This window comes from Arthrobacter sp. MYb221 (assembly GCF_002979835.1).
In the GTDB taxonomy this organism is placed as follows: Bacteria; Actinomycetota; Actinomycetes; order Actinomycetales; family Micrococcaceae; genus Glutamicibacter.
In genome coordinates this window covers 1-25606 of record NZ_PCPW01000013.1, presented here as the reverse complement: position 1 = coordinate 25606, position 25606 = coordinate 1, and the positions used below count along the sequence as shown (strand labels likewise).

Annotated in this window: 23 protein-coding genes and 1 pseudogene; 12 read left to right on the top strand and 12 right to left on the bottom strand. The window is 59.2% G+C overall.

The window, feature by feature from the left end:
- The first annotated feature begins 42 nt into the window (after positions 1-42).
- Positions 43-1059, top strand: a complete 1017-nt coding sequence (locus CQ015_RS14620) for an Ldh family oxidoreductase (RefSeq protein WP_105650473.1) — start codon at positions 43-45, stop codon at positions 1057-1059.
- Between the two features lie 139 nt (positions 1060-1198).
- Here CQ015_RS14620 and CQ015_RS14615 read toward each other — a convergent pair whose 3' ends face one another.
- From CQ015_RS14615 to eat, 7 genes are all read right to left on the bottom strand, one after another.
- Entirely contained in the window at positions 1199-2431 is a 1233-nt protein-coding gene (locus tag CQ015_RS14615; protein WP_105650472.1) for a glutaminase, read from the bottom strand.
- A gap of 224 nt (positions 2432-2655) precedes the next feature.
- A complete protein-coding gene (locus CQ015_RS18800) occupies positions 2656-2877 on the bottom strand; it encodes a hypothetical protein (RefSeq protein WP_146114073.1) in 222 nt (73 codons plus the stop codon).
- A 65-nt stretch (positions 2878-2942) separates the two neighbouring features.
- Positions 2943-3743 carry a 3-oxoacyl-ACP reductase gene (locus tag CQ015_RS14610; RefSeq protein WP_105552600.1) on the bottom strand — a complete coding sequence of 267 codons (801 nt, stop codon included), beginning with the start codon at positions 3741-3743 and terminating at the stop codon, positions 2943-2945.
- A gap of 56 nt (positions 3744-3799) precedes the next feature.
- Positions 3800-5200 (bottom strand): aldehyde dehydrogenase, encoded by a 1401-nt coding sequence (locus tag CQ015_RS14605; protein ID WP_105650471.1) that lies wholly within the window; start codon positions 5198-5200, stop codon positions 3800-3802.
- The gene (locus tag CQ015_RS14600) at positions 5197-5967 is read right to left on the bottom strand and encodes a gamma-glutamyl-gamma-aminobutyrate hydrolase family protein (protein ID WP_258138611.1); all 771 of its coding nucleotides are present in this window, start codon (positions 5965-5967) and stop codon (positions 5197-5199) included. The genes CQ015_RS14605 and CQ015_RS14600 overlap by 4 nt, the downstream gene beginning before the upstream one ends.
- An 18-nt stretch (positions 5968-5985) precedes the next feature.
- A complete protein-coding gene (locus tag CQ015_RS14595; RefSeq protein ID WP_219844316.1) occupies positions 5986-7377 on the bottom strand; it encodes a glutamine synthetase family protein in 1392 nt (463 codons plus the stop codon).
- Between the two features lie 51 nt (positions 7378-7428).
- Positions 7429-8865: an ethanolamine permease gene (eat, locus tag CQ015_RS14590; protein WP_105650470.1), complete on the bottom strand. Its 1437-nt coding sequence runs from the start codon at positions 8863-8865 to the stop codon at positions 7429-7431.
- Positions 8866-9039: 174 nt separating this feature from the next.
- Between eat and CQ015_RS14585 the strand changes: the two genes are divergently transcribed.
- The 3 genes from CQ015_RS14585 to CQ015_RS14575 all read left to right on the top strand — a co-directional run bounded on the left by CQ015_RS14585 (position 9040) and on the right by CQ015_RS14575 (position 11333).
- Positions 9040-9765, top strand: coding sequence for a FadR/GntR family transcriptional regulator (locus CQ015_RS14585; protein ID WP_258138607.1), 726 nt, complete (start codon positions 9040-9042; stop codon positions 9763-9765).
- A gap of 350 nt (positions 9766-10115) precedes the next feature.
- Complete coding sequence (locus CQ015_RS14580) at positions 10116-10436, top strand: putative quinol monooxygenase (RefSeq protein WP_105650468.1); 321 nt, start codon at positions 10116-10118, stop codon at positions 10434-10436.
- Positions 10437-10532: 96 nt separating this feature from the next.
- On the top strand, positions 10533-11333 hold the full coding sequence (locus CQ015_RS14575) for an IclR family transcriptional regulator (RefSeq protein ID WP_105650524.1): 801 nt from the start codon (positions 10533-10535) through the stop codon (positions 11331-11333).
- 17 nt (positions 11334-11350) lie between these two features.
- Here the strand turns inward: CQ015_RS14575 and CQ015_RS14570 are convergent, their stop codons facing one another.
- Positions 11351-12937: a GMC family oxidoreductase gene (locus CQ015_RS14570; protein WP_105650467.1), complete on the bottom strand. Its 1587-nt coding sequence runs from the start codon at positions 12935-12937 to the stop codon at positions 11351-11353.
- Positions 12934-13512, bottom strand: coding sequence for a hypothetical protein (locus CQ015_RS14565; RefSeq protein ID WP_181150436.1), 579 nt, complete (start codon positions 13510-13512; stop codon positions 12934-12936). The genes CQ015_RS14570 and CQ015_RS14565 overlap by 4 nt, the downstream gene beginning before the upstream one ends.
- Positions 13513-13800: 288 nt before the next feature.
- Here CQ015_RS14565 and CQ015_RS19420 point away from each other — a divergent pair, with 288 nt between their 5' ends.
- Positions 13801-14142, top strand: a complete 342-nt coding sequence (locus CQ015_RS19420) for an SDR family NAD(P)-dependent oxidoreductase (RefSeq protein ID WP_258138601.1) — start codon at positions 13801-13803, stop codon at positions 14140-14142.
- Positions 14093-14590, top strand: a complete 498-nt coding sequence (locus CQ015_RS19415; protein ID WP_258138599.1) for an SDR family oxidoreductase — start codon at positions 14093-14095, stop codon at positions 14588-14590. The genes CQ015_RS19420 and CQ015_RS19415 overlap by 50 nt, the downstream gene beginning before the upstream one ends.
- 906 nt (positions 14591-15496) lie before the next feature.
- Here the strand turns inward: CQ015_RS19415 and CQ015_RS14555 are convergent.
- Complete coding sequence (locus CQ015_RS14555; protein WP_105650466.1) at positions 15497-16294, bottom strand: IclR family transcriptional regulator; 798 nt, start codon at positions 16292-16294, stop codon at positions 15497-15499.
- Between CQ015_RS14555 and CQ015_RS14550 the strand changes: the two genes are divergently transcribed.
- From CQ015_RS14550 to CQ015_RS14535, 4 genes are all read left to right on the top strand, one after another.
- The gene (locus CQ015_RS14550) at positions 16286-17440 is read left to right on the top strand and encodes a 2-dehydro-3-deoxygalactonokinase (protein ID WP_146113345.1); all 1155 of its coding nucleotides are present in this window, start codon (positions 16286-16288) and stop codon (positions 17438-17440) included. The genes CQ015_RS14555 and CQ015_RS14550 overlap by 9 nt on opposite strands.
- A 42-nt stretch (positions 17441-17482) precedes the next feature.
- A complete protein-coding gene (locus tag CQ015_RS14545) occupies positions 17483-18127 on the top strand; it encodes a 2-dehydro-3-deoxy-6-phosphogalactonate aldolase (protein ID WP_105569440.1) in 645 nt (214 codons plus the stop codon).
- Positions 18124-19272: a galactonate dehydratase gene (gene dgoD / locus CQ015_RS14540; protein ID WP_105569441.1), complete on the top strand. Its 1149-nt coding sequence runs from the start codon at positions 18124-18126 to the stop codon at positions 19270-19272. The genes CQ015_RS14545 and dgoD overlap by 4 nt, the downstream gene beginning before the upstream one ends.
- A 65-nt stretch (positions 19273-19337) precedes the next feature.
- Complete coding sequence (locus tag CQ015_RS14535; protein WP_181148342.1) at positions 19338-20600, top strand: MFS transporter; 1263 nt, start codon at positions 19338-19340, stop codon at positions 20598-20600.
- Between the two features lie 326 nt (positions 20601-20926).
- Here the strand turns inward: CQ015_RS14535 and CQ015_RS14530 are convergent.
- Positions 20927-21203, bottom strand: a pseudogene (locus CQ015_RS14530) (transposase); the annotation flags it as partial.
- Positions 21204-21630: 427 nt separating this feature from the next.
- On the opposite strand from CQ015_RS14530, the gene CQ015_RS14525 reads away from it, so the two are divergent.
- Positions 21631-22620, top strand: coding sequence for a type IV toxin-antitoxin system AbiEi family antitoxin (locus CQ015_RS14525; protein WP_105569443.1), 990 nt, complete (start codon positions 21631-21633; stop codon positions 22618-22620).
- A gap of 119 nt (positions 22621-22739) precedes the next feature.
- Complete coding sequence (locus CQ015_RS14520) at positions 22740-23396, top strand: nucleotidyl transferase AbiEii/AbiGii toxin family protein (RefSeq protein ID WP_181150435.1); 657 nt, start codon at positions 22740-22742, stop codon at positions 23394-23396.
- Positions 23397-23654: 258 nt separating this feature from the next.
- Here CQ015_RS14520 and CQ015_RS14515 read toward each other — a convergent pair whose 3' ends face one another.
- Positions 23655-25322: an alkaline phosphatase D family protein gene (locus CQ015_RS14515; RefSeq protein WP_258138596.1), complete on the bottom strand. Its 1668-nt coding sequence runs from the start codon at positions 25320-25322 to the stop codon at positions 23655-23657.
- Positions 25323-25606: the final 284 nt, after the last annotated feature.

Below are 25606 nucleotides of genomic sequence, written 5' to 3'. Positions count from 1 at the left end.
CCAACTATTGCGCACGGTGGCCCCAGCGATCCTAAGGAATTCATGTCTAACCAGCTCACCGCGGTGACTAGCTCACCGGCCCAGTTGCACCGCTTCATCGTGGATTCTATGCAGGCAGTCGACGCATCCGTCACGGACGCTGAGTACATGGCCGGGCAGCTGATTTCCTCCGAATTGGCGGGGCACGCCTCGCACGGGCTGCGCCGTCTTCCCGAATATGTGGATCGTGCGGTTGCAGGACACGCCAAGCCTGGCGCCCAGGCGACCGTGGACCTGGACAGCGGCGCCTTGGTGCGGCTGGACGCCCACGAAACCTATGGGCACTTTGCGCTGCGCGATGCGACCGCGCTCGCCGTAGAGCGATCCAAGAAGTACGGAATTTCGGCGGTCGCGGTGCACAGCAGCGAATATGCCGGGCGGCTGGCGCCCTTCTGTGAACAGGCCGCCGATGCCGGTGTGGTGACGCTGATCTTTGGCAACAACAATGGTGCCGGACAGATTGTGGTGCCGCCCGGTGGAACCCAAGCGAGGCTCTCAACCAACCCGTTGGCAGCCGGGGTGCCGCGCGCCGAGGCACCGCACCTGGTGATCGACTTCGCGACCAGCGCGGTGGCCAGCGGCCGCCTGGCCGAGGAACGGGATCGCGGCAACACGTTGTCCAAGGATTGGGTGGGCGCCGACGGGCTGTTGAAGCCTTTTGGCGGTTTCAAGGGCTTCGGTTTGGGGTTGCTGGTTGAGGCGCTGGGTGGAGCCCTCTCGGGTTCGCAGACGGTCTCCGAGCGGAAAACCGCAGACCACCAGGGGACGCTGATCATCGCCATCGATGTGGCTCAGCTGCGTGACCTGGAGGAGTACACGGCACAGGTAGAAGAGTTCATCAGCTACGTCAAGGGCAGCGAGTTGCAGGATGAGACCGAACCCATCCGGGTGCCCGGGGAACGCGCGCCGGTTCCAGCGCAGATCGAAGCGGCCACGGCCATCGCCTTGAACGTGAAGACCTGGGAGAACATGCAACGCGTGGCCTCCGCACTTGGAGTGGAGATGCCAACGGAGATTTGAGAGCAGCCAACGGACACCGCGATACTTTTCCTAGCTGGCCGCGCCATGATTGATTAACGGTTATGAGACCGCCTCGTCATCGTCGCTGAACCATTGAGTCCGGTTGAAGCCCGGAGCGCCGGATCCTGCCAAGAGGATTCTAGGATCTCTCCGGGTAGGTACCGTCTCCCAGATCCGGATTCGCCAAGGACTGCAACGGATCATTGATGAAGATCCGTCGCCCGTCCATGCGCAGCCTGCGCAATCCTTCAAGTGTCATGCGGCGGGCGACGTCCGTGAAGGAATGCACGCGGGACATATCAACGTGGACGTCGCTGAGCGAGGTGGAATCGGCCATGAGGTCTAAGAGCTCCGCGGCCGCAGTGAATTGCACGTTCCCCTGCAAGGTGAATACCTCGCGGCTGCTCTCTCGTTGCACTCCGACGACCTCCAGCCGGCCGTGGCTTGGCGCAAAAAGATGCAGCCCCATGTCCGCGGACAAGCGCTCAAAGGCACGCCGGGCGCGCTGGCTGTTGCCGTGCTCGTCCAGCCGCGGCGAAAAGCCGCCGATCCCCACCTGGTCGGGAAGCACCCCCACCAGGCCGCCGGCCACTCCGCTCTTCGCGGGAATGCCGACCCTGGTGAGCCAGTCTCCGGCACCGTCATACATTCCGGCGGTAGCCATCACCGCCATGACCTGGCGGGCTACATCCGTGTCGATGACGCGCTCGTGGGTGCGCGGTTGTACCCCGCCGTTGGCGAGGGTGGCCGCCATCATCGACAGGTCGGCCACGGTCACCAGAATTGAGCATTGGCGCGTGTAGCCGGCGACTACCTCATGCGGGTCGCTGGTGAGGATTCCGTAGCTGCGCAGCATATGCGCGGTGGCAAGGTTTCGATCCGCCGTAACGAGCTCGGAGGCGCAGACGCTTTCGTCGATGCGTAGTTCCCGGCCGGCAAGCTGCGAGAACATGCTCAGCGTGCGCGCCACACGTGCTTCGGGGTCCGCGCGCTCGCCGACGAGCAAGCCGTGCGTGGCGATGGCGCCTGCATTGATCATCGGATTCTTCGGGCGGTGCGTGTCGCCTTCGAGGGACAGCTCGTTGAAGGCTTCGCCCGAAGGCTCAACGCCAATGGACTCCAGCACTCGGTCTATTCCGCGGTCCATGATCGCCGCGGCGTAGGCGAAGGGCTTGGAGATGGACTGGATGGAGAATTCTGTGTCAACGTCACCGGCCGAATAGGTGCTTCCCGTGCCGGTGGTGACCGCCAAAGCAAACAGATCGGGGTTGGCTTCTGCTAGTTCCGGGATATAGCTTGCCGTCGCGCCTGTGGTGTCTTCGCGGAGCGTGCTGAGAACTTCGTTGAGGTAGTCAGGGATGGGAGTTTTCATGGCTTGGATCCTCATCGTCAGAATTGAACTAGCGGCGATTGGCTCAACATGGTGCGTTTAGAAACGGGTAAACTATTCCTGCGTTTCCAACCTAGCGCTTTAACCAAGGCATTTCATGCACCCGCGGGCTTTTCCACGCAGACCGTCGCTTGCCGTTCGGAGCGGATCCGCGGGTTCGACTTTCCCACCCAAGACGATACTTTGGCGGGGAAGCAGGTACGGGTTTAGCCGAGACGTGCCTGACCAGCGGAGGCCACGCAGCGTTCGAGGATGGGCTCCACCGCTTGGGAAGTTTCATCCGCCAGCCCGCGGACCGTTGCCGCGCCGATTAGTTCGGGATGCTGGAGCAGAGCGAGCCGGTGACCCGCTAAGTCTCGGGGATCAGATGGCACCCATGGGCGGCCTGCTTGCTCGGTGTGTCGTCGGAAGGCCGCTGGCAATGCCATAAAGGCAAGAGTACTCCCCAGATCTGGACCGTCAGTTGCCAGATTCTGGGGAGTACTCTTGCTATTTACAGCGGGGTTACGTAGGCTCCTGCGATGCCGCCGTCCACCAGGAACTGGCTCGCGGTGATGAAGGAAGAATCATCGGAGGCAAGGAAGGCTACCGAGGCCGCCAACTCATCTGGTTCCGCGAAGCGTCCCAATGGCACATGCACCAGGCGGCGAGCGGCGCGCTCCGGGTCCTTGGCGAAGAGCTCTTTCAACAACGGGGTGTTCACCGGTCCGGGGCACAAGGCATTGACGCGGATGCCCTGCCGGGCGAATTCCACACCGAGCTCACGGCTCATGGACAGCACCCCGCCCTTGGAAGCCGAGTAGCTGATCTGGCTGGTCGCCGCACCCATGACCGCGACGAAGGAAGCGGTGTTGATGATGGAGCCCCGGCCTTGTTCCTGCATGTACGGCAGCACATGCTTGCAGCAGTAGTACACGCTGGTCAGATTGACCTCCTGCACCTTGCGCCAAGCGTCGATGCCGGTATCCAGGATGGAAGCATCGTCTGCCGGGGAAATCCCCGCGTTATTGAATGCGATATCCACCGAGCCATAGGTCGACTTGGCTGTGGCGAACAGGTTCTTGACGTCGTCCTCATTGGTGACATCGGTGCGGACGAAAAGCCCGCCGACTTCCGCGGCGGCTTTCTGGCCGATGTCCTCGGCACAGATATCGCCAATGACCACCTTGGCACCTTCATGGGCCAAGCGCTTGGCCGTGGCCAGCCCGATGCCGGAGGCACCGCCGGTAATAGTGGCGACTCTTCCGGCAAGCCGATTGGTGACCAAGCCGTTGTATGGGGCCGTTTCGCTCATTTGATGGTTCTCCTTGCTAGTGATTTGTTTTAGTTGGATGATGCTTTGCGGATAAATCAGCTTTCGGTGTCAATGAAGACGTTCTTGACCTCGCTGAAGGCTTCCAGCGCATCCGGCCCCAGCTCGCGGCCGAGTCCGGATTTCTTGTAGCCGCCGAAAGGCGTGGAATAGCGCACTGAGGAATGGGAGTTCACCGACAGGTTCCCGGCCTCGACCCCGCGGGCCACGCGCAGGGCGCGGCCCACATCCCGAGTCCAGATGGATCCGGAGAGCCCGTACTCCGAGTCATTGGCAATGCGGATAGCATCGGCCTCGTCCTCGAATGGGATCACCGCAACGATCGGTCCGAAAATCTCTTCGCGCAGGATCCGGTCCTGCGGATCTTCGGGAACCACGACCGTAGGCGGGAACCAGTAACCCTCGCCCTGGGGGATCTTTCCCTGGTAGGCGATATCGCTGCGTGGGTTTCCTTGTTCATCGAGCAGGAACGAAGACACCGTTTGCAATTGCTTGGCGGAGACCAAAGGGCCCATCACCGTAGCTTCGTCGCTCGGGTCCCCAACGGTAACCGCCGCGACAGCCTGGGTGAATCGCTCCATGAACTCATCCAGAACGCTGCGCTGCACCAGGATCCGGGAACGCGCACAGCAGTCCTGTCCGGCGTTGTCGAAAACTCCACCCGGTGCCTGGGCGGCTGCCTTGTCGAGGTCTGCATCGGCGAAGATGATATTGGCGCTCTTGCCACCCAGCTCCAGTGTGACCCGCTTTAGCTGATCCGCGCATCCGCGCATGATCCCCTGGCCCACTTGGGTGGACCCGGTGAAGACCACCTTCCGGATGTTGGGATGGGTGACAAAGCGCTCGCCGACTACAGAGCCCTTGCCCGGGATGACGGTGAAGACGCCCTCCGGGAGGCCGGCCTCACGGGCTAGCTCGCCCAGGCGGATGGCGGTCAACGGGGTCAGCTCGGCTGGCTTGAGCACGACAGTATTGCCTGCGGCCAAGGCCGGGGAGAATCCCCACCCTGCGATAGGCATCGGGAAATTCCACGGCACAATGATTCCGACGACACCCAGGGGTTCGTGGAAGGTCACGTTCACTCCGCCTGCGACGGGAATCTGCTTGCCGAAGTTCCGTTCCGGGGCTGCTGCGTAGTAGTTCAGCACATCCCTGACGTTTCCGGCCTCCCATCGGGCGTTGCCGATGGTGTGCCCGGCATTGAGCACTTCCAGCTGAGCCAGATTCTCCAGGTCGCGGTCTACTGCGGCCGCGAATCTGCGCAGCAGCGCGGCGCGCTCAGCAGGAGCGATCTGGCTCCAGGCGGGAAAAGCCTCGGAGGCCCGGGCAATTGCGGCATCCGCCTGCGCGGTATCAGCCAGCGCGACGTCCTGGACTGCTTGCCCAGTCGCCGGGTTGATCACGGTAAAGGTGTCTTTCACTGCGGTATCAGTGCTCATAGCGCTTCCTGTGGTGTCGAAATAGATTTGCTGGTGGCGTAGTCATGCGCAGCCTGGACGAAAGCCTGCATGAGCCGGATATCTTCCAAGTTCTCTTCCGGGTGGAATTGCGTGCCCAGAACCCAGCCTCGGGCCTGCGGCATTTCAACTATTTCCACCGTCCCGTCGCTGGCGCGGGCGGTGACCTCCAGACCTTTGGCTACCTCCAGCAGAGACTGGTGGTGGTAGCACGGAGCACTGGCCTGGTTGCCCAGGATCTGCTCCGCCAGAGAACCATGCGCGGTGGTGAAATCCACTGTGCCGAAGACCCCGGGAGCTGGCTGGTACTTTTCGGCAGCATCCGGAAGGACATCGGGCAGGTGCTGGTTCAGGGTTCCGCCTTGCTGCACGTTGAGCACCTGGGCGCCACGGCAGATGGCGAACAGCGGAACGGCCCGCTCCAGCGCGGCGGCGGCCAAAGCCATGTCGTGCAGGTCCCGCTCCGGCTGTGCCGCCGTGCGCGGGTGCGGTTGATGCCCGTAGTTAGCAGGATCCACATCCACGCCGCCGATGACTATCAGCCCATCCAGGACGTCCAAGACGGAGGCGTCGGTGGCAACCGGTGGCAGGAGCATTGGCGTACCACCGGCTGCAACCACTGACTTGATGTACTTGCCCGGGACAATGGCCGAGGTACTTTCCCAGACACCCCATTTGGCTTCCTGCCAGTAGGTGGTCAGCCCGATGCGCGGCCTGTGCTGCGCTGCTGGGTCCGATGGATAGTTCACTTGTAGTGTCCTTCGTGATCAGTGGCGCTCGAAACCGCGGGAAACTTCCCAGTCGGTGACCGCCGCGTTGAACTGCTCGATTTCCACGTCCGCGTAGCGGGTGTAGTGCTCCACTACTTCCTTGCCGAAGATTTCCATGGCGATTTCCGAGTTCGCGAAGAGCTCTCGGGCCTCAGCCATGGTTTGGGGCACATGCTGGGATCCGGAGTCGTAGGCGCTTCCGGTCACCATCTCGGGCAGCTCCAGCTTCTTCTCCATGCCGTAGAGACCGGCCGCCAGCATGGCGGCCATGGCCAGGTACGGATTGGCATCCGCGCCCGGCAGGCGGTTCTCCATGCGTGCGCCGTATCCCTTGCCCACCAGCCGGACCGCGCAGCTACGGTTGTCCATACCCCAGGCAACTGCGGTAGGTGCGAAGGACCCCTTGGCGAAACGCTTGTAGGAGTTGATATTCGGGGCGTAGAACAGGGTGAACTCCCGCATGGTGGCCAGGACTCCGGCGATGAAGTGGTTGTACATCTCCGTGCGTTCTCCGCGGGCTTCGTCCCAGAAGGCCAAGGATCCGTCGAGCTTTCGCAGCGACATATGGATATGGCAGCTGGAACCTTCGCGCTGGTTGGGCTTGGCCATGAAGGTGATGGATTGCCCGCGCTGCGAGGCCATGTGCTTGGCCGAGAGCTTGTAGAAGGTGTGGTTATCGCCAGTGGTGACAACGTCGTCGTATTTGAAAGCGATCTCGTGCTGCCCGAAGTTGCACTCGCCCTTGGCCGATTCGACGATCATGCCCGATTCGTACATGGCGTTGCGGATATCGCGCAGCAGCGGCTCGACGCGCATTGAGCCCAGGATCGAGTAGTCGACGTTGTGCTGGTTGGCAGGGGTGAGGTTCCGGTAGCCGCGCTGCTGCGCATCTTCGTAGGAGTCGTTGAAGATCAAGAACTCCAGTTCCGTGCCTGCCATGGCGCGCAAGCCCAGCGCAGCGGCTTTCTCCTGCTGCGCCTTGAGCAGGGACCGCGGGGCCACTGGAACCGGCCGTCCGTCCGTGGTGGCCAAGTCGGTCTGGATCAGTGCCGTGCGTTCCAAGTACGGGACCGGGCGGATGGTGTCGTAATCCAGCACGAACTCCATGTCGCCGTAGCCGGTGTCCCAGCTGGTCAGCGAGTAGCCTTCCACGGTGTTCATTTCGGTATCCACTGCCAGCAGGTAGTTGCAGGCTTCGGTGCCGTGGTTCAGCACGGTGTCCAGGAAGAACTGCGCGTGGACGATTTTTCCCTGGAGCCGGCCCTGCATGTCGGTGAAGGCCAGGATGACCGAATCATAGACTCCGGTGCGGATGCCCTCGGTCAGCTGTTCAACGCTCAGCATGCGTTCGTTCTTGGCGGCCTTGACGAGTTCTTGGATGTCTTGCATGGAGAATGTTCCTTCGATTGTCGGGATTTGGTTCATTGGCTTGGGACCGGTTTATTTCAGGGCATTTTCTTCGGACTCCAGAATGGCGAATTCTTCTTCGGGTGCGCTGGCCACCAGGCGATGCCGGCTATAGAACCAGAAGTAGGCGAGCGCCAGGGCGAAGACACCTGCGGTGATTCCTGCGGCGAGGATGTCCACGACGAATGTTGCGATGAGAGCGATGACAGCGAGTACCAGTGCAATGGATGTGGTGACGATGCCGCCGGGGGTGCGATATCCGCGGGGCAGATCGGGTTCCTTGATCCTCAGGACAATGTGGCTCAGATTCAGCAGCACGTAGGAGACGGTGGCTCCGAAGACGGCGATATTGATCAGTTGGTCGCCATTGCGGATGACTGCGGCCAGGATGAATCCGATGGTGCCTGGAACCAGCAGGGCGACCCAAGGAGTATGGCGGGAACCGGTCAGCGACAGGACCCGGGGCAGGTAGCCGGCGCGGGAAAGGGCGAATAGCTGCCGGGAGTAGGCATAAACAATGGAGAAGAAGCTGGCCACCAGACCCGCCAAGCCTGCGTAATTCACGAAGTTCGCCAACGCCGAATTCTGTCCGTAGGCTTCGCGCAGGGCCTCGGGAAGCGGCGATCCGGAGACGCTCATGGCCTCGGCGCCCGCGACTCCTGGGACCAGGACGAGCACAGCAGCACCGGAGAAGACCAAGAAGATGACTGCGGTAATGATGCCTTTGGGCATATCGCGTTTCGGATCTTGCGATTCTTCGGCAGCCAGAGGAACGCCCTCTACTGCAAGGAAGAACCAGATGCCGAAGACAAGTGCAGCGAGGGTTCCGGAAACGCCGAAGGGCATGAACGCGGAGGAACCGACTGAACCATCTGGAACGATGTCGAAGAGGTTGCTCGGCTCAAAGTGCGGAATTAGACCAAAGACTGTGACCACTAGTGCCACGATGGCGATAGCGGTGATGCCGAACATCAACTTGAGCGCTTCGCCCACGCCCCACATGTGGATGCCGATGAAAACGATGTAGGTGACCAGATAGACGGGCCAGGAATTGGTCATCCCGAACAGGCCGAGAGCTTCGATGTAGCCGCCAATGAAGGTAGCGATGGCGGCGGGAGCTACGGCGTACTCGATGAGCACCGCCATGCCGGTGGCGAAGCCGCCTAGCGGGCCCATGGCCCTGCGGGCGAAGCCGTAGCCAGCGCCGGCGGTGGGCAGCGTAGAGGACATTTCTGCCAAGCCGAACACCATGCAGGTGTACATGATGCCCATCAGCACGAAGGCAATGAGCAGTCCGCCCCAGCCGCCAGCGGCCAAGCCGAGATTCCAGCCTGAAAAATCACCGGAAATAACGTAGGCGATGCCCAACCCGGCAAGCAGGATCCAGCCTGCGGCGCCCTTCTTGAGCTGCCTATGTCGTAGGTAGTCTTTGTCAACCGATGCGTAGTCGATATGTGAATTCTTGGTCATGTGAGCTTCCTCGGTCCATGAGTCCTGAATCTAATGGACTGAAATCAGTCCTTTGCATGCGCTCAACTGTGGCAGGGGTCACGGAGGAAAGTCAATAGGTTGATTAGAAATTGCAACTGACAAGAAGAAACGATAGGTGTTTTCTTGAACCAAATAGTGTGACATTCTTGGATCATGGCCGAAACTAAACCATTGGATTCCCGGGAAGGGATGAGGTTCCTCGGGCAAGTTCGCCGAGGAAACGTCTTCGAGGAGACCCTCGGGCAACTTTTGCGCGCCATGAGGCTCGGCGTCTTCCCGCCCGGCGAAAAGCTGCCCGCAGAAAGGGAGCTTGCGGAAGCCCTGGGTGTTTCGCGTGCAACGTTGCGCGATTCTTTGGCGGAACTGCAGAGCGCCGGCTACTTGCAGGTGCAACGCGGCCGCTACGGTGGAACAGTTGTTGCTGCCCATCCGAACACGCACGAGAATCCATTGGATGATTCGGACCGTGCACGCATTGAAGATGTGCTGGCCTTCAGATCGGTTGTCGAACCTGCTGCAGCGGAATTAGCCGCAGGAGCGTCGCTCACTGCTACTCAGCGAAACAATTTGATGCTGGCGCACGAAGCTGTCAACTCAGCTGACGAGTCGAACTACCGACCGCTGGATGCCCGGCTCCATGTCATGATCGCCGATTTATCGGCCTCTGGCATGCTGGCAAAATCCGTCGCAGAGGCGCGCGACGCAACCAGCGAACTGTTGGACCGCATTCCGTTCCTGAAACCGAATATCGCCCACTCAAGCCGTCAGCATGAGGACATCTTGAACGCCATACTCCGCGGCGATGGGGAGAGCGCGAAGAAGCTGATGCAAGAACACCTTGATGGCACTGCGACTCTGCTGCGCGGTTTCTTGGACTAGCTGTTGTACAAGAACGGCAGTTGCGAAGTTTTGGATTTTTGCCTTGATCCCGCCTCGATATCCGTGATTATCCTAGGCAGTGGGGCGTTCCACACCTGAATGCGTGCAATGACCATGGGAAGGCAGGGGCAGAGTGCGGGTGTCCTCTTGTGGTTGAGGAATGCAGGAAAGCCGCTGGCTGGCAATATTCGTTCAATGGGAAAAGGACGGTAGGTCTTTGAACCCCAAGCGGTGCGCGTTTGCGTTCTCGCCTGCCGATAATGCCCATTGGCCCAGCACCAGGGGTTCGGAGACACTGGCAGTAGGCCCTGCCAACACAGGGAAGTCTTGCCATCTGAAAGGACGAGAACATGTACTTTATTGTCGTTAAATTCCAAGTTAAGCCCGACTGGTCAGAACGCTGGCCGGAACTGGTACGCAACTTCACCGAAGCAACCCGACAGGAACCGGGAAACCTCTGGTTCGATTGGTCGCGTAGCCTGGAAGACCCGAACGAGTATGTGCTGGTTGAAGCATTCCAAGATGATGCCGCTGGCGTCCATGTCGGCAGCGACCACTTCAAGCAATCCATGATCGACATGGCCCCGGCCCTGGTTGAGACCCCCCGGATCGTGAGCCGGCAGATTGAAGGGGATACCTGGGACCGCATGGGCGAGCTGGAGATCGACTAGCACGCGCATCGCTTGAGTTCTGGAATACTGCGGCAAGGCCAGATGCGGCTGCGACTCAATATTGAAGTTCGCGGCACGCATCGACAAGATGGGGACATGGGATACAACGATTCACTAGCTGGCCTTGCCTCAGTTCAGAAGGCTTTCGCCTTATTGGACGTGGTGGCTGCTCATAACCGGGGCATGGCAGCCAAGGAGATCGCGGCAGCATTGCAGATGCCTCTGCCTACCGTTTACCGCCTGCTCAAGACGCTGACAGTGTCGGGCCATCTGGTCCACTTGCGCGACGAGGGCCTCTACGCGTTGGGCTACAAGCTGCATGCCCTGGATAGTTCCCTGCGCCGGCAGGTGGGAACCCCGCCGTCGGTGGCCCGGTTGATCCGGGAACTTCATACGCGGGCGGACGCCGCCGCTTACTATGCGGTGCACCGTGGTGAAGATATTGTCGTCGCGCACGTCGTTGAGTCGGCGACCCGTCCGCGGATCACCCCCATGGGGTTCGGCTTCAACAATGGTGCCCATGCGACCGCTTTCGGCAAGGTGCTGCTGGCCGCCATGGACGCCGAACGCTGCAGCGCCTACCTGGAAAAGCATGGCATGCCGGGGATGACCTCTGCGACGATCTGCGATCCACAAAGCTTTGCCATCGAGCTGGATTCCGTGCGGGAGACCGGCATCGCCATCGAACAGGAAGAGTTCATCCGGGGTGCATCGTGCATGGCTGCTCCGGTCACCACGCCCGGGGGACAGGTCATTGGCTCGGTCGCGGTCTCGATGTCCCCGGCAGAGTTCCAAGCCAACCGGCAGGAAGTCTCCGTCTTGCTGCGCGATGTGGCCTCACGGGTTAGCCGTGCCCTGCGCGGTACTTCGCTACTGGGCGCAGCCAGCGCCGAGTAGCGAAGCACCGCAGCCAGCTAGAGCTTGGCCTGGGCCATTTGCTGGATGATGTATTCGGCTTGGCGAATGGCCAGGGCCACGATGGTCAACGTCGGGTTGGCGGCGGCTCCGGTGGTGAATTGCGAACCATCGGAAATGAACAGGTTCGGCACGTCATGGGCCTGGCCGTACGCGTTGACCACCCCGTCCTCGGGACGATCGCTCATGCGCGCGGTTCCGAGATTGTGCGTTGAGGGGTACGGGGGCGTGTGGTGCGTGGAGCGTGCGCCGACCGCTTCGAAGAGCAGCGAACCTTGCTGGTAGCCGTGCGTTCGCATGGCGACATCGTTCGGGTGGTCATCGAAATGGACATTGGGCACGGGCAAGCCCAAGCGGTCGGTCACGGTGCTGTTGAGCGTGATCCGATTGCTTTCCTGCGGCATGTCCTCGCCGGTGATCCACATTCCCGCGGTGCTCAGGTAGTCATCCAAGAGCGCAGTGAATTCCGGCCCCCAGCCGCCGGGCTCCACGAAGCTGGCGAGGAAGGCTGGCCCCAGCGCGATGGTCTCCATGTAGTAGCCGCCGCAGAATCCACGGTCCGGGTCATGCCGGGACTCATCAGCGATCAGCCCGGCCATGGTCTCCCCGCGGTGCATATTCACCGGCTGGTCGAACTTCGCATAGACGCTTCCGGTGGTGTGGCGCATGTAGTTGCGCCCCAGCTGGCCCGAGGAGTTGGCCAGTCCGTCGGGGAACAGCGGGGATGCTGAAAGCATCAGCAGGCGCGGGGTTTCGATGGAATTGCCGGCAACGGCCACGATGCGGGCCCGTTGCTGTTGCGGATTTCCCTCGGAGTCGATGTAGATGACTCCGTCCACCTTGCCGGCCGCGGTGTGGGTGACCTGCACGGCGTGAGAGTCGGGACGCAAATCCAGCAGACCGGTGCGCAAGGACTTGGGGATTTCCGAGACCATGGTGGACCATTTGGATTTGTTCTTATCGCCCTGGAAATTGAAGCCATCTTGGATCGACGCCGGACGACCGTCATAGGGCTCGGCATTGGTGGCATAGGGCCCGGTGGCGTATTGGCGGTAGCCCAGGCGCTGAGCTCCGTTGGCAAATACCTTGTAGTTGTTATTCGCTGGCAGTGGTGGACGGCCATGGCGGTGGGTGCTGCCCATTTTCTGCTCGGCGCGGTCGTAGTACGGTGCCAGATCTGCCAAGGTGATCGGCCAGTCCAGCAGATTGGCCCCATCAACTCGTCCGTAGGTGCTGCGGGCCTTGAACTCGTGGGCTTTGAACCGTGGGGTGGCTCCGGACCAGTGGGTTGTGGTTCCACCGACGGCCTTGACGATCCAGGCTGGCAGGTTCGGGAAGTCGCGCGCCACCCGCCAGGAACCCGAGGTGGTGCGTGGATCCAGCCAGGCCATCTGGTTGAAGGCGGCCCATTCATCCTGGTGGTAGTCCTCGTTTTTCAGGTGCGGACCAGCTTCCAGCAGGACAACTTTGACCCCCTTGGACACCAGTTCGTGGGCCAAGGTTCCGCCGCCGGCACCCGAACCGATGATGACGACCACAGAGTCGTCATCATGATCGTGCACGGCTGATTTTTCTTCGGCGCTCATCGAGTGCTCCCTTCCTCAAGGATTCCTGAATCACCCAGGACATTGCCCACGGGCGGAGTGTTTGCTGCAGGTGCATAAGCGGTCACGGCGTACGGAAGCGGGCCCAGCTCCAGCACGGCCTCGTCGCTTTCCTCAATACGCGGCTCGGGCAGCCAGTTCAGATCATTGAAGCCACGGTTGATATAGCCACCTTGAGAGAATGATTCACCTTCGTAGCCCAGCGCCTGATGCACTTCCGGGTCATCGTAGAGATTGAGGACTACGGTACGGCGAATAAAGGCGAAAAACTCCAGATCCGCAATGCGCTTGAGCACCGCCAGGGCACGGTCATCAGGCAGGTCCAGGAAATGCTCTTCGCTGAGCGTATCCAGGGTCATCAAGCCCTGGGTCAAGGCCATGCGGAACCAGCTGGATTCAGCCGAAGCCTCAATGATTTTCTCGGTCATGCGCTCATAGGGCCCATCCGGGAATTGCGCATGCGGAAAGGAAACCCGGATGATCCGGGTTAAGATCCGACGTGCCTCATCAGAGAGCTCAAGAGCGTTAAGAGATGAATATTTTGCGGGGAACACCATCGTTGTCACCTCATCTACTAGACGGTCAGGTCACGGCCCGTGCCGGTTCCAACGGGGAACCGGCAGCGAAGCCTTAACTGAATTGTGTATCCTGCGTCACAGTACCGCTAGGGCTGTTATCAACTGGTGAGAATGCCTTCCGTGGGACCTTGCGGCGAGCAGGTGCGCTTTATCGCTCAGTGAGAACGGTGCTATCGCGACGCTGGGAGCAGGGCACAAGCTGGGCACATTCGACGGGCTAGCCAGACCGCCGACCAGTTTGAGCAGTATCCAACAGGAGGAATCACCATGGCAGAATCCACTGCAGGCGTAGCGCTGATCACCGGAGCGGGACGAGGGATCGGCCGGGCCATTGCCGAACGCTTGGCTGATGATGGGCAGGATATTATCGTCGCTGACATCGCAGGAGCCCAGGATAATATCGATGCAGTGGTGGCCGCGGTTGAACAGCGCGGGCGCCGCGCGGTCGGGGTGACGGGAGATGTTTCGAACCCCGAGGATGTGCAGCGCATGATCGCTGAAGGCACCGGTGCCCTGGGGGGACCTGACGGTGTTCGTGGCCAACGCTGGCATTGCGCAGGTGGACGAGATTTTGGATGTGAAACCCGAAGCGCTGGATCGCATGCTTGACGTGAACATCAAGGGAGTCTTCTACTCCTACCAGTTAGCGGCCAAACGCTTCATTGAGCAGGGTACCGGCGGGAAGATCATTGGTGCGGCTTCCATTGTCGCCTTCCGTCCATTCCCCATCCTTGCCTCCTATTCGGCGACCAAATGGGCGGTGCGTGGGCTGACTCAAGCGGCCGCCATGGAGTTCGCCAAGCACGACATCACGGTCAATTCCTATGCCCCGGGGGTGGTGGGAACGGCAATGTGGGACCTGATCGACGAGCGGCTCACCGCCCGTGATGGAACTCCGCGCGGCAGCGCTCTGCAGGCGCAGGTAGACAATATCTTGGCCGGACGCGTCTCCGAGCCAGCAGACGTTGCCAAGCTGGTGTCGTATTTGGCTGGCCCGGATTCGGATCATATGACCGGCCAGACGGTCCTGATTGATGGCGGGATCAACTTCTCCTGACGCGCAAACAGGAAGGGGATCCGCCGTGGAGTACCTTTGCTCCACAGTGGATTCCTTGGCCTGATTCGGCTGGCGGGTGCATACGGGATCAAGGCCAGTCACGCAGCTCCCTGCCAGAGCATTTACAAAGCCGACTATCACCTGACGGGCAATGAAGCCCATTAGCTTGGCCACGCCGAGCAAGGCGATGATCAGAACGCTGGCGCCACTGGCCGTGGTGACGATCTCGGTCTTGAGCAGTCGCGGGGAATTGAGCGTACGCAGCACCGGTTGCCGCTCGGTCGGACTCAGGGCGGAAAGTTACGCCCTCGTGTAGGTGCTCGTGAGGTGAGCTCCCTTCGTATCAAGTCATTAAGCTGCGGCACGCACAGTGCGTGGAAATCTAGGGGGAAGCTATTGTGCCCCGGCCCTTTCTGAAACGCTGGCCGGAGGATTATCCCGGAGCCGAGGGGCAGGAGGTTGGGTGATATAGCCCTGGACCTATTGTTGAGCAGGCGCTTTAGGCGATGGAGGAGGGTGAAATTCTCCATGTGGGCTCATTGGCCAGCGGGGAGGTGACTGCTGACCGACTTGCTCCCCGAAAACTGTCCACCTGTGGTCAGATCTAGGGTAACAGCACCAATGGCCGCAGAGGTGGCCTTGTACCAGCGGTAATGAATGAGACCACCTTTGGTGTCCCGCGTATAGACGGACCCCGCTCCCAGACGCTTGGCCAGTATCGAGTCCAAACTGCATGGACTTTAGATATCTTCAACGGCTATCTGTTGGTGGAGTGGTGTTCCCAGTGTGCGTATTCTCATCAATTCCTCTGGAAGCAGTCAGTTGGATTACAGCTTGAACATTCCTGGTGATCTGCGACCAATAACCTGAGCTCTCCAATCAGGGCAACTTGTCTTATGGAGCTTGCTAGAAAGTTTTCCCTGAGTAGCCGAGTTTGCGTGAAATCTGTGCGGCGGTAGACCCCATAACCGCTTTGAGGGCCTTCATGCGTTCCTCCGGCATATAGGGATTTGTTGCAGACAAGCTGATCGCGGCGATGATTTTTCCGCTGCCATCGCGAATGGGCGCTGCCACGCACCTGATGCCCGGTTCGTTATCTTCCAAATCCAGTGCGATTCCTTCGCGGGCGTATGTCGCCATGCGACGTAGGAAGGCGTCTTTAGTCTGATGCGATGATTGCTGAATAGGGGATTCTGAATCGAAGGTTGTCTCCCATCGATCGGCACTGTCCAGAAGCAAGGCTTTTCCGATTCCGGTTCGGCTCAAGGGCATGCGTTGCCCCACTCGAGAACGCATTTGCGCGCCCCGTGTTCCAGGCACTTTATCCACATAGAGCACTTGCGATTCATCTTCAACCGCCAAGTGCACGGTGTCTTGATACTTGCGGGCAAGCTCCTCGAGGATTGGTTTTGCGATCACTGGAACAGGGCTCTGGTACAGAGCATTAAACCCTAGTTCTATCAGCGCCGGACCCAAGCTGAAGTCGGTGCCATGCGTGCTGCGCAGAAATCCGCGTTGGACAAGAAGTGTCACCATTCTGTGGGCAGCGCTTTTACCAATAGTGGCTGCGGCCGCGACCTCATTGAGGTTTGTTGCGCCTTGCCCGACTGCCCGCAAAATATCCAACCCACGAGCGAGCGTGAGTGTGCCCGGGGGAGGCCCCTCAACAGTGTTTCCATTGCTCTGTCCGGCATCGTGCGCCATCAGAAGTTCCTATCGTGTCAGCGGCCATCAAAAATCTTCATCCCACTATCTACAACACTCTTTGAAGTATTGGGACGACTACGACAATATTCACATGTGAATGGGACCACATTCAAATTAGCTCGTGCGACGCACGAGATGAAAACAGGAGTTATGACAAACATCGCCGAAGCCCAGCTGATTGCCCTTGACTGGGGAACCACTTCCGCACGTGCTTACCTCATGGGCCGCGGCGGAAGCATCGTGGCAAATCGAAGTGCGTCCCTTGGAATCATGCAGGTCGCGGCACAAGCCAAAGAAAACTCTCTCACCCTGGACGCGGCCTTCGAGCAAGCGCTCGCCGAACTATGTGGGGAATGGATGGAAACCTACCCGCTGATTCCAGTTATTGCCTGTGGAATGATAGGCAGCCAGCAAGGCTGGGTCGAAGCCACGTACCGCGCGGTGCCCGCCAATCTGGCGGCCCCAGAATTCGAACTAGCTTCGGTCGAAATCTCTCCTGGCCGGCGCATGCACGTCATTCCCGGTGTACTGGATCTCAAGACACTGCCCGATGTGATGCGGGGGGAAGAAACGCAGATTTTAGGTGCAGTTGAACTAGGTGGCACCGATTCGCGATCGGAAATGGAGCAGTTGTTCCTGCTGCCCGGTACTCATTCAAAGTGGGTTAAGGTCCAAGGCCGAACGATCACCGAATTCTCCACCTCGATGACAGGGGAGACCTTCGCGCTGCTTAGTTCGCAGTCGATTCTGTCCAAAATGATCGAGTCGTCAGAGTCAGTTAGCTGGATTGCCTTTGAACGCGGGGTTCAAGTGTCCCAATCAGCAAACGGTGCCGCTGATCTCATGCTGACAGCATTTTCAGCACGCACTTTGGTGCTCACCGGGCGGCTGCAGCGAACAGAGGTCAGCGACTACCTCTCGGGCTTGATGATCGGTGCCGAAATCCGCTCGGTCATCGGTGCATGGGACGGTTCAGTGCTTCCTCCGCTGACTATTTGCGGGAATAAAGAACTCAGCGCACGATACAGGCGAGCACTGAAGAATTTCGGCATCACCGAAGTTCGCGAACTGCAAGGCACGGCGCCCCGAGGTGTCTGGGCAGTGGCTTGCGCACTAGGGCTACTCCAAGCTTCGCCGGTCTAAGTATTTCCCTCCGCCAATGACTTTTATAGAAAGGCTCACGCCGTGAATGAAACCCCATCCCCGTTGCATCCTTCCGGACTTGTCGCCATATTGCGTGGCCTGGATCCTGCCCAAGCGCAAGCAGTTGGCGAGAGCCTTTACGCCAGCGGTTTCCGAGCTTTGGAAGTGCCACTGAATTCGCCAGAACCGCTGAAGAGCATTGAAATTCTGCGTCGCGTACTTCCTGCGGATGCCGTTGTCGGCGCCGGAACCGTTCTCACCGTAAGCCAAGTCCGCGCCTGCCATGGAGCAGGTTCGCAGATCATCGTTTCCCCAAATACGAACCTCAAGGTCATCGAGGAAACCGTCGCTCTTGGCATGGATTCATTCCCTGGTGCAGCGACTCCCAGCAACGCCTTTGACGCGATCGAAGCGGGAGCTCAGAACGTCAAGATTTTTCCAGCCGAACAGGTTGGCTTGGTCGGTTTCAAAGCCTGGACCGCAGTGATACCCAAAGAAATTCGTCTTCTGCCGGTCGGTGGAATTACCGAAGAAAACATGCAGGTATGGGCTGAAGCCGGGGCGACCGGATTTGGCATTGGCTCCTCGCTCTACAAGGCGGGACGAAGCCTAGAAGATTTGAAAACCCGGGCAGACAAGCTTGTCCACGCCTACCGAACGATCCATGAGATGAGGAAGTCTGCATGAAAATTACAAAACTGACCACCTATATGGTGCCGCCTCGATGGCTGTTCCTAAAGATTGAAACCGACGAAGGGATCGTCGGCTGGGGCGAGCCAGTCCTCGAAGGGCGTGCCGCGACGGTAGCCGCGGCCGTGGAAGAACTTTCCGACTACCTCATCGGCCAGGATCCTCGGAACATTGAAGATCTGTGGACCGTCATGTACCGCGGTGGCTTCTACCGTGGTGGAGGCATCATGATGAGCGCCCTGGCCGGCATCGACCAGGCACTTTGGGACATCAAGGGTAAGGCTTTGGGCGTGCCAGCGTATGAGCTACTTGGGGGCAAGGTCCGCGACAAGATCCGTGTGTACTCATGGATTGGTGGCGATCGCCCATCCGATACTGCCGCCGCCGCGAAGGCTGCTGTGGATCGTGGATTCACTGCGGTGAAAATGAACGGAACCGAAGAGCTGCAGTACATCGATTCTTGGGATAAGGTTCAGAGCTGTTTGGAGAACGTTCAGGCCGTTCGGGATGCCGTGGGTGAGAACGTGGGCATCGGTGTCGATTTCCATGGTCGTGTGCACAAGCCAATGGCGAAGGTACTGTTGCGTGAGCTTGAGCAGTTCAAGCTGATGTTCATTGAAGAACCAGTGCTCAGCGAGAATATCGGGTCAATGCTCGAACCGCTACGCAACTCCAGCACCCCGATTGCTCTGGGCGAGCGTCTCTTCTCCCGGTGGGATTTCAAAGACGTGTTGGCCAGCGGAGCTGTGGACATCATTCAGCCAGACCCTTCGCACTGTGGCGGCATCACGGAGGCGCGAAAGATTGCGTCCATGGCTGAAGCCTATGACGTCGCCGTTGCTCTTCACTGCCCACTGGGCCCCATTGCGTTGGCCGCCAACCTGCAGATCGATGCCGGTGCTTACAACGCATTTATCCAGGAACAGTCCCTGGGAATTCACTACAACGAATCCAACGACCTCCTTGACTACGTCAACGACCCGTCGGTCTTTGCCTACGAAGATGGCATGGTCGCCATCCCTGAAGGCCCGGGTCTGGGTATTGACGTCAACGAAGAATACGTCATTGAACGCGCAGTGGAAGGACACCGCTGGCGCAATCCAATTTGGCGGCACAAAGATGGGTCCTTCGCAGAATGGTAAACCATATGTCACACTCGACAGCGTTGTCAGCGCCCACCACTACGGGGACTGGCAAAGCCACAAAAATGCGCTATGTCGTAGCGTTCATGTTGTTCCTTACCGTTGTTATCAACTACATGGATCGTTCCAACCTTTCGGTGGCGGCCCCGCTCATTGCCGACGAATTTGGCTTAGATACCGCACAACAGGGCCTATTGCTCTCCGCGTTTGGCTGGACCTACGCTGCTATGCAGTTGCCCGGCGGTTGGCTGGTCGACAAAGTTCAGCCACGACTGCTGTACCCAATTTGCCTGGTGCTGTGGTCCGTAGCGACCATCTTCATGGGAATGGCTGGCAGCTTTGTTGCACTGATTGTCCTGCGCATGGCGGTGGGTGGCTTTGAAGCACCGGCTTATCCAATCAACAACAAGGTGGTTACCGCATGGTTCCCTGAACGTGAACGCGCAACCGCTATCGGTTTCTACACCTCGGGCCAGTTCATTGGACTTGCACTGCTGACCCCAGTTCTACTGTGGTTGCAGCACGCATTGACCTGGCACTGGGTCTTCGTAGTTACCGGTGGAGTTGGCGTGGTGTGGGGCCTCGTTTGGTACGTCGTCTACCGCAACCCGGTCGATTCGAAGCGAGCCAATGCTGCCGAAGTGGACTATATCCGTGAAGGTGGCGGACTTGTTGACCTCGGCAGCACCAAGACCAAAGAAGTCAAGCCAAAGCTGAGCAAGGCAGACTTCGCTTTGGTATTGGGTCGTCGCAAACTGTGGGGCATCTATATCGGTCAGTTCTGTCTGACCTCAACCCTTTGGTTCTTCCTCACTTGGTTCCCGACATACCTAGTGACATACCGTCAGATGGACTACATCAAGACTGGATTCTTAGCCTCCCTTCCTTTTATCGCTGCGCTGGTAGGCGTCCTGATCAGTGGCGTGCTTTCGGATCTGATGCTCAAACGTGGTGCAAGCCTGGGCACGTCGCGTAAGCTGCCAATCATCGTGGGCTTGTTGCTCTCCATGAGCATGATTGGTGCGATTTTTACCGATAGCACAGTAATGGTCATCATGTTCATGTCCATTGCCTTCTTCGGAAATGGCTTGGCCTCGATTACATGGTCATTGGTATCCGCCATGGCTCCGTCGCATCTAATCGGGTTGACCGGAGGCATGTTCAACTTCATTGGTAACTTGTCTTCGATTGCGACGCCTATCGTGATTGGTTTGCTGGTGTCCGCCACTGACTTCGGTCCGGCTTTCATTTATATGACCGTCATTGCTGCTATCGGCATCCTCGCCTATGTCTTTCTGGTAGGTAAGGTACAGCGTGTGGAGAGCTGAAGAGCTCACTTACTGAAAGGTCAGACCCAAGAATCTGAATAGCCGAAAGGGCCGGATCACGCGGCAATGCGTGAACCGGTCCTTTTGCAGCTCAATAACTTGCTGTTGACAATGGAATGAACTAGACGCCTGCGATGCTGTTTTTCGCGAAAAACTGGTTGACGGTAGTAATGGATGAATTATCCGAGACGAGAAGGGCTGTCGCCCGGGCAAGAACGTCACGGTTCGGTGAAGCGTTCCAGGGGCACGTGTCCTAGACATCAGACGGCACGCTCTGGGTTCTCGGCCACGTGCCTCGAGAACAGGGGGTGCCCCTATGTAAAAAGTCAAGCAATTCTCAGCTCTGGAACGCCATAGAGTGACCCGTCCCGGAGCATGGCGAACAGGACTGTGAGGCGGCGGTGGGCTAGTGCGATGAGCGCTTGGTTGTGGCGCTTTCTCCGGGCTCGTGTCCGGTCGTAGTGGGATCGGCTGATCGGGCCGAAGCGGATGGATGCGAACGCTGAGAGGAACAATGCTCATTTCAAGTCGTTTGCTGCCTGAATGGCTGACGCGTTCGGACTTGATCGAGGTGTCCGACTGGCGCGTTGTCGGCGCTAGCCCGCGGATTCCTGTGCTGGTCTGCGTGATTTGGCGAGACAGGTCCGGGTCGAAGCCGGTGAGTATCGCTCAGAGACCTCGATGATGCGCAGAAGGCCGATTTTCTCCAGCACCGGAATCCATCAGGATGGCACGCTACAGGCAGGTGGGCATACTATCGTGGAAGGGGCGGCAGTAGACCTGGCCGTACCGGCCATCCTGCGATCACGCGCCAGCTGCCGATGGCACATTTCGCCGCTCTTCCGAATGACCTACGTGAAAGTACCTCAGATCTGGGCTTGCCAAAGGTGGTGCGTCCTGCCTCTGTAGCGGCTTCCGTACAGCCGCTGTACCTTGGAACAGATCTCTTTGCCTATACCTCTTTTTTATTTCTTTGTCTAACAACTCTCAACCCGTAGTATGGGATTATAGTTGTAACAGGTGGTGGGTTATGAGTCTTGATGTAGTCTCCCTTCTTCGCGAATTGGATTTCCGTATCGATGGAGGAACTGAGGAGCGGTCGTGGTTGCTGCGCTCGCCGGAGAACGCAATCTTTTCAGTGGCGATGGTGCCTTCGGCGGAACGAGTCTCTGCGCGCACCATTCGTAACTTTATTGCTCATCAAGGTTCTCCGGTACGTCCCCTGTTTGCGGGCCGCACAGCCACCGATGGTGTTCTTGAACAAGCTCGGGCCGGGCAGGTTGATGTGCTCACGGAGCATCCGCTGCAGCTGATCCTCAAAGGCACAGTTTTCACTCCTGAGGCTTTCGAACAGGCCACTCCTGTTCAGCGGAAGAGCTCGCGCAGAATGGCGTGGGGGCGTTGGGCCATCGAACGGTGCCTTTTGTTGGCTGATACGCCAATGCATCAGTCGGAGATCGCAGGGTATGCGGGTGTGAGCCAGCAGATGGTATCGCGCGTTTGCAAGAATCTCGGCCCTCTGGTCACTAGCACCATTGACGGTGTGGAAGCTCAGAAGCCGGTAAAACTACTAGAACGGTGGGCGGCAGCTTACCCTGGGGCGGGTGGGCAGCAATTTGGCTGGTACAGCTTGGACCCCATTGTTAAGCAAACTCTGAACGCTGTTGAAGAAGCACGCTTGCTCGACGTGCATCCGTTGGTGAGTGGGGACGTGGCAGCTGACCGGCTGATGCCGTGGAAACTCCCTACCCGCGGTCGGATCTACGTCGACAGCCCGATCGACTTATCAGGCCGTGGCTTTGTCGCTGCCCCGTTAGAAGAAGCCACACTCATCACCTGCATCCCCGATGATCCAACTACTTGGCGTCTGACCGAGATAGGAGCTTTTCCCATATACGAGGACCTGGATCTTGCCGATGCGGCTCTGGTCTACTGGGATGTCCTGAACAGCAACGACGTTGACAGCCGCGAGGCTGCGGAACAGCTCGCTGCTCTGATCACCACGGCTCTTTCGCTATGACCAAGCCGCACAAGATCTACGCCCTCGCTACGAGTGCCGCTGACGCCCTGGGGTACCGGGGGCAAAAGGCTGTTGCTGAGGCGGCCGAAGGCAACGACTACCGGATCGTGGGTGGGCACATGGTGCGTCTGCTGCTGCATGTTTATCCCGCCGCAAACGCGGTCCCTCGATCAACGACAGATGCCGATACTGCCATCGGCAGTCTGGAAATCGCAGCCCCTATGATCAGGAACTTCCTCGCCCAAAACTTCACTAAACAAGGAGGGAACCTGTTCTACCAGGAACTCGCTCCAGAACAACGAGTAGAGATCAACCTTCTCGCTCCACGCACCGGCAACGCGCCTGGTATTCGTCCACAAACCGTTCCAGGCGTTGGCCAAATTGATACCCTGATCGAACTGGCCTATGTCTTCAACCACCCACCGCTGATCATTGACGTCGAAGCCGACCTGGGCGACGGAGAAACCCTGAACTACCAGACCCGCATTCCCAACCTTGAAGAAGCTCTTGTCCTCAAAGCCTTTGCCTGGAGCGAACGCCGAAAAGACAAGGATCTTGCTGACTTGAACACGCTGCTTGAGATTCGTGAAGCCCACCCAGAAGTACCTTGGCGTCTCAACGAGTCGAACCTCATTGGATTCCGCAAAGACACCGTGCGGATTCTGCAACCGTTGACCGGTGCGCTCTCAAAAAAACGCACGCGCTTCCCGGTGCCCGAGGCTCTGGAGAAGCTTCGCTTCGCCGCCCTGATCACCAAACACTGCAACGGCACCTAGGTACTCGGACAGGCAGACAAGAATCCGGCAAATACGCTCGCCGGCTCTTGCCTCCGAAGGCGCAGTTCTTTGTTCACAATAAAGGCTTTGTCATGGGGTGAAAAAGGAGGGGCTATGCGTCATGATCAAAGTGCTGAAACAGATGCAGCCCCATATCTGTAGACAAGCGCTCAAAGGTACGCCGGGTACGTTGGCTGTTGCCGTATTCATCAAGCCGAGGCGAGAATCCGCTAATACCCCCGATACCAGACGGTCGCGTCATCCCTCGCGCGGTTCGATCGCTGCCACTTCGACGGTTTCCAACCTCGGGTGCAGATGGTCTTGGTGCTCCACCACTCCGGTGACCCAGCTGATCACCAGCCCGTCCTCGGTGTCCTGAAGGATGGCTAGGTTGTTGTCGAACCACGGCCCCAAGATGCCGTCCCAGCGAAAGGGCGGATCCGGCACGTGTGAGGTGCGAGCCATCCAAGCCCCGAAGGGGACGGCCGGACCCAAGGCCAAGGCTGCGGCAAAGTAGCGCATCAACCGGGGCAGTGGGTTGCGGATGGGCGAACACACAGCTTGTATGATCCTGCTCCCGGTCTCGCGTTCGACTTCGGAGACATAGGAGAAATGCACGTCCCCGGAGAGGAAGGTGACGGTCTGCGGGGCTGGTCCGCGCTTACCATCGGCAACCTCGGTGGCCCACCGGGCCACGTCCTGGAAGCTTTGCTGGAACGCCGCCCAATGCTCAAGGTCCACGGCCCGGCGCAGCCGTTCGCCGAGCCACGCCCGGGCCGGGCCACGTTCCCCGGAGGAGTAGACCTCGTTCCACGCTTCCACGTGATGCAGTCCCATGGGTAGCAGGAAGGGCAGTGAGGTAGCGACCAGCATGTGGCGGAATCCACCTTGCATTTGCTCGTCAAGCCACGCACTTTCCGGTGGATCAAGCAGGGCACGCGCTTCGGGGTCAAGGCTGCGCGCGGCACGGGAGTCCACCACGATCAACCGCACCGTATCCCAGTCGCGGCAGTAGCTCCACCTGTATTCTTCCGGTGCGGCATCGACGCGCTCGGCGAACCGGTCCAAGTCGGCAGTGATATCCAATTCTTCGGGGCCGGTGTGGGCCGCGATGCGTTGCCACAGTGGATCTGCAGCCCGGCCTTCGGGAGAGAGGTTGCCCAAGTGCTGATAGATCCAGTAGGAGCCGAGGCCCGCAACAATGCGTTCATGCCACCAGCTTCTCTGCTCCATGTCCTGTTTCCAACTGTGCGAGGAGTTCCAATCGTCGCGGATGTCATGGTCGTCGAAGATCATGGCGCTGGGCAGGGTGGAAAGAAGCCAGCGGTTGGCCGGGTCCGACCAGGCCAGCCGGTACAGGTGGGCGTATTCCTCGAAGTCCTTCAGCTCCGCCCCGGGTTCTTCCCTGATATCGCGCCGGCTGCGGATGAACTCGCGCATCTGGTCACTGGTGGAGTCCGCATAAACCTGATCCCCGAGGAAGAGCATCAGATCCGGCCACGGTCCATGATCCGGGCCCGCCATGGACAGGGCATAGGCGCGCATCGCGTCCACCCCGTGCTTGCGGTTGCCCGCCGCGTCATGCGGAACGCTGGTGCGGCAGGACCCGAAGGCCAGCCGTGGATTCTTGGCGGGGTCGATGGTGGTGATCATGGAATCGGGGAAGCCATCATCGCGCGGCCAGGCTCGTTCCCCATCCAGATGCACGCTGTAGGGATAAACGCTTCCAACCTCCAGCCCCGTCACCTCAACTAATGCATAGTGGTGGCCGTGGGCACCAAAAGTCGGCGCACTCCAGATGTCTTCACCGCAACGGACCTCGACGGTGCCAGACCGAGCTGTCTCCACCCAGATACTGGCGGAGCTAGCATCTACGTGGCGGAGCATCGGGCCAAGTAAAAGGTCCGGATCGCTTCGGTGGCTCATCGATTTCCCTTCCTGACTGGTGCAGGTAAACCCAGAATGGCACAACAACATCGTTGGGGATAGGCCCGGCCGCCGGGCACCGGATCAGATGATGCATAGGATGGGCTGATGAATAAATCCCCGTATCGCCAAACCCGCAGCCGCCTCGTGGCCGCCGCGCCTTCAGAGATCTTCGAACTGCTCAGGGATCCCGCCATGCACCCGGTCTGAACCGTCCCTGATTTGATGCCGCTGTCTTTCGAGAGAAAGATAGAAACCATGCCCAAGAAGTATCCTGCCGAAGT